Source organism: Nitratidesulfovibrio oxamicus (genome assembly GCF_015731765.1).
GTDB lineage: Bacteria > Desulfobacterota > Desulfovibrionia > Desulfovibrionales > Desulfovibrionaceae > Cupidesulfovibrio > Cupidesulfovibrio oxamicus.
Genome location: NZ_VRYY01000271.1, coordinates 1 through 3,481 on the forward strand (window position 1 = coordinate 1; position 3,481 = coordinate 3,481).

At 65.7% G+C, this 3,481-nt stretch carries 3 protein-coding genes and 1 pseudogene; all 4 read right to left on the reverse strand.

The features are described 5' to 3' along the window. Positions 1 to 201: pseudogene (locus tag FVW20_RS10070) on the reverse strand (UDP-N-acetylmuramoyl-tripeptide--D-alanyl-D-alanine ligase); the annotation flags it as partial. Continuing rightward, complete coding sequence (locus FVW20_RS10075) at positions 194 to 1,036, reverse strand: alpha/beta fold hydrolase (protein WP_307831475.1); 843 nt, start codon at positions 1,034 to 1,036, stop codon at positions 194 to 196. The gene FVW20_RS10075 and the pseudogene FVW20_RS10070, both read right to left, overlap by 8 nt. A gap of 390 nt (positions 1,037 to 1,426) precedes the next feature. Next, positions 1,427 to 1,927, reverse strand: a complete 501-nt coding sequence (locus FVW20_RS10080; protein WP_196609327.1) for a hypothetical protein — start codon at positions 1,925 to 1,927, stop codon at positions 1,427 to 1,429. A gap of 204 nt (positions 1,928 to 2,131) precedes the next feature. Further along, a partial coding sequence (locus tag FVW20_RS10085; RefSeq protein ID WP_231039019.1) for a D-alanine--D-alanine ligase occupies positions 2,132 to 3,481 on the reverse strand: 1,350 nt, incomplete at its 5' end.

A 3,481-nucleotide genomic window follows, 5' to 3' on the forward strand; every position in this document is an offset into this window, starting at 1 on the left:
GGCCTCCGGCGCGGTCAGCGCCGCGCCCCAGCAGGCCAGCAGGGGCAGGGTGGCGCGCTTGTCGAAGGCGCGGGCGGCGGCCATCCAGCGCAGGAAACGCGGGCCGTCGTATTCTTCCTGCTGGAAGATGTGCAGCCAGGTCAGGCAGCGCCGTACGGCGAACGCAAGAAACGCCGCGCCCAGAAACAGAGAGCTAGCCACCGAAGATTTCCTCGCAGAAGGTGTCCAGGGCGTACGCGGCCTGATGGCTGCCCGCCGTCAGAATGTCCAGATGCCCGAAGCGCGGCAGCACCTGCAGGTGCGCGTGCGGCAGCAGCCGGGCAAAGTCCTGCCCCATGGAGGGCGGGGTTTCCGTGTCGTTTTCTCCGTACAGCAGGCGCACGGGGCAGGCCACGCGGGCGGCCACGTCGGACAGGTTCTCGTTGACCACGCTGACGAACACGGGCCGCAGGGCGCCGGCGTTGGCGTAGTCCGCACTGCCGAAGAAGCGGCGCACCCGCTCCGCGCCAAAGCCCAGCCAGTTGAGGTGCTTCAGCGTCCTGAACGCGGCGATGCGGCACCCGCGCGTGAATTTTTCCATGGGGGTGCGGCGGCGGGGCAACCCGGCGGCGGCCATCAGGAACAGCCCGTCCAGCAGGTCCGGGTGGCGGGCCGCCAGTTGCAGGCCCACCCGGCAGCCGAAGGAATGTCCCACCCATATCCGTTTGCCGCGCGGCAGGGTGCGCAGCCACGCGGCGGCGTGATCGGCGTAGTCCTGCGTGCCCCACGTGGCGGGCGGCATGCCGGAGCGACCGAAGCCGGGCATGTCCAGCAGGTAGTTGTCGCGCCCGTGGGTGCAGGTGTTGGCCAGCGGCAACAGGTTGGCGTGGGTGTGCATCCAGCCGTGCGCCCATATGATCTGGGGGCCGATGCGCAGGGTGGTGGCGTTCGCGCCTGTAGGGGCCGTGTCTGGCCCGTTGGGCGCTGTGCGGCGGGCGGGCGCTGTATCGGGCAGGTGCACCATGTGCAGGTATGGCCCCCCGCTTGCGGAAGTCACGGGGGGCGCGGAACAGGCGGCGGCGGGGGAAATGCTTGCGTCTGCGGTTGGTTGCGGGATGGTTGTCCGGGTGACGGTCGGGGGGGCGGAATTCATGCTGGCCTCGAAGTGGTGTGTTCGGCGCGACAGCCATTGCGCCCGTGCGTGCCTCGTGTCTGAAGGCTGCGGGCAGCGGTGGAAAGAAGAGGCGAAGAGGGACCGGGCATGCGGCGTAGCGCGCCCCGTGGTGTACACCGGGGGCGCGCGAAGGGGCAAGGGCGGAAGGCGGCGCGTGACCGCATGGGCAACGGGATATCGGGCCGGTTTCGGGCTGGCGTTCCGGAAGGCCAGCGCCCGGACCAGGCGTCAGGCTGTCGTGCTGCGCGATTTCGTCATGCGCCGTGCGGCAGCCTAATCATGCATGTCCGATGCCGACCACGGCTTGAACACCGAAAGAAACAGCATGAACAATATTACTGCCCACTGAATGATGTTTATTGAGATGTGTGTAAATATTATTTTTGCACTTTCTTCGGCTATATTCTGAATTGATGTGCTGGTGGTGATGGAATATTCAAGCCATGGAACAACTATTATGGCTCCAAATAATATAAACGAAATATTTATTATCCATTTTATGGTTATCCATTTGAAACGGAAAAAACCATATTTTGTCTTCAAGCCATATATGAAGCCGGTTATTGAGCAACCCAATGCTCCGGGTGCGATGATGTAATAATCCAGAAGCATGAGAATGCTGCTTTTTGCATGAAATTCTTCAGGGTTCTGCGGGTGGTACAGGCATATCAGCAAGGCTAGCGATGCAGTCCCGCCAATCCACAGTCCAGCGAAAAAAATGTGGAGGATCTTCAGTCCCCGCTTGAACCGCACGGAGATGGATGTTGTCGTCATGCTTTGCCCGCCGTGTTTGATGTCCCCTCAGGCCATCAGCCTCTGCGATCCTGGCCTTGGAGGAAAGGAAACGGTTTTCGGTGTCGGCGGCCCGCCCGCGGCTGGCGTGGGCGGACCTTTCGTTGTGAAGCAAGGGATGGCGGGCGAGGCCGCGAGGCTGTCCGGACGGAAGCGTCCGTGGCGTCCGCCGACCGAATGCCGTGGCTACCGGCGGGGGAACAGCCGCGCCGCCTCGGGGGTCGGATCCTCCGGGCAGGCGGTGTGCCGGGCCATGGCCCGCGCCTCGTCGATCATCAGCGAGAGCAGCCGGGTGAAGCGCACCGGGGTTTCCGCCGCTTCCCACAGGAAAAAGGCGAACGAGCCGGGGATGGGGTTCACTTCGTTCAGCCACACCTCGTCGCGGGTGGCGTCGTACATGAAGTCCATGCGCGGCGCGCCGGTGCCGCCAAAGGCCGCGTAGGTGCGCACGGCAAAGTCGCGGATGCGGCCCTCCAGGCTTTCGGGCAGGTCGGGGTTGATCTCTCGCGTCAGCGAAAGCATGCCCGCACTGCCGGAATCGCCCGCGCTCTTGGCGCCGCCCGCCTTGCCGCCGGTCTTTCCGCCCGACGAAAGGTACTTCTGGCGAAAGTCCAGCAGTTCGCTGTCGCGCTTGGGCCGCTCGATGGCCGAGGTGGCGTGCCCTTCTCCGTTGCGTCGCACCGAAATGTTGTATTCCACGCAGCCGTCCAGGTACGGCTCCACGATGGCCACGGTATCGCTCTTGAACAGGCCCGGCAGCACCGCCTCGATGTCCTCGATGGAATCCACCTTGGCCACGCCTATGCTGCTGCCAAGGTGCGCGGGCTTCAGGCAGCCGGGCAGGGTGATGCCCTTCAGCGCGGCCTCGATGTCGGCGCGCGGGGGCAGCAGGCCGCCCACGGGCTTGCGCAGCACCGCGCAGGGCAGCGTGGGAATGCCGCTACCGGCCAGGGCCTGCTTGGTGGCCGCCTTGTCCATGAATATGGCGGAGGCCAGCACGCGCATGCCGGTGTAGGGAATGCCCACAGCCTCGAACAGGCCCTGCATGTCGCCGTCTTCACCGTAGGGGCCGTGGAAGGCGGGGATGGCCACGTCGAAGGGAATGCGCCTGGGCTTGCCGAACAGCCTGGAGGTCTGCTCCACCAGCATGCCGCCCTTGCCGGGGGCGATTTCCAGCGACACGGCGGGCAGGCCGTCGGCGTCGCGGGCGGGGATGTAGGTGGCGCGGTCCAGCAGCTTTTCGCCGGTGCGCCAGACGCCGCAGCGGTCCACGTAGACGGGCACGGGTTCGTACTGCGCGGCGTCCAGCGCCTGGATGACCTGCAACCCGGTGACGATGCTGACGTCATGCTCGGGCGAACGCCCGCCGAAAAAGACCGCGACGCGGATTTTGCCGTTGGACATGATGGCTTCCTGTATGGTTTGCGGGCGCGGCGTGGGGCCGGGCTGCCCGCCATGTGGATGGTCGCGATGGCCGATGGGGCCGGGGGGCGACGGTGCCGTGCGGCGCGGGCCTTCCGGAATGCGGAAGACGGC

Bases quoted from the DNA above. Each gene is read 5' to 3' on its own strand.
- FVW20_RS10080 (WP_196609327.1), bottom strand. From the start codon at position 1,927: ATGACGACAACATCCATCTCCGTGCGGTTCAAGCGGGGACTGAAGATC.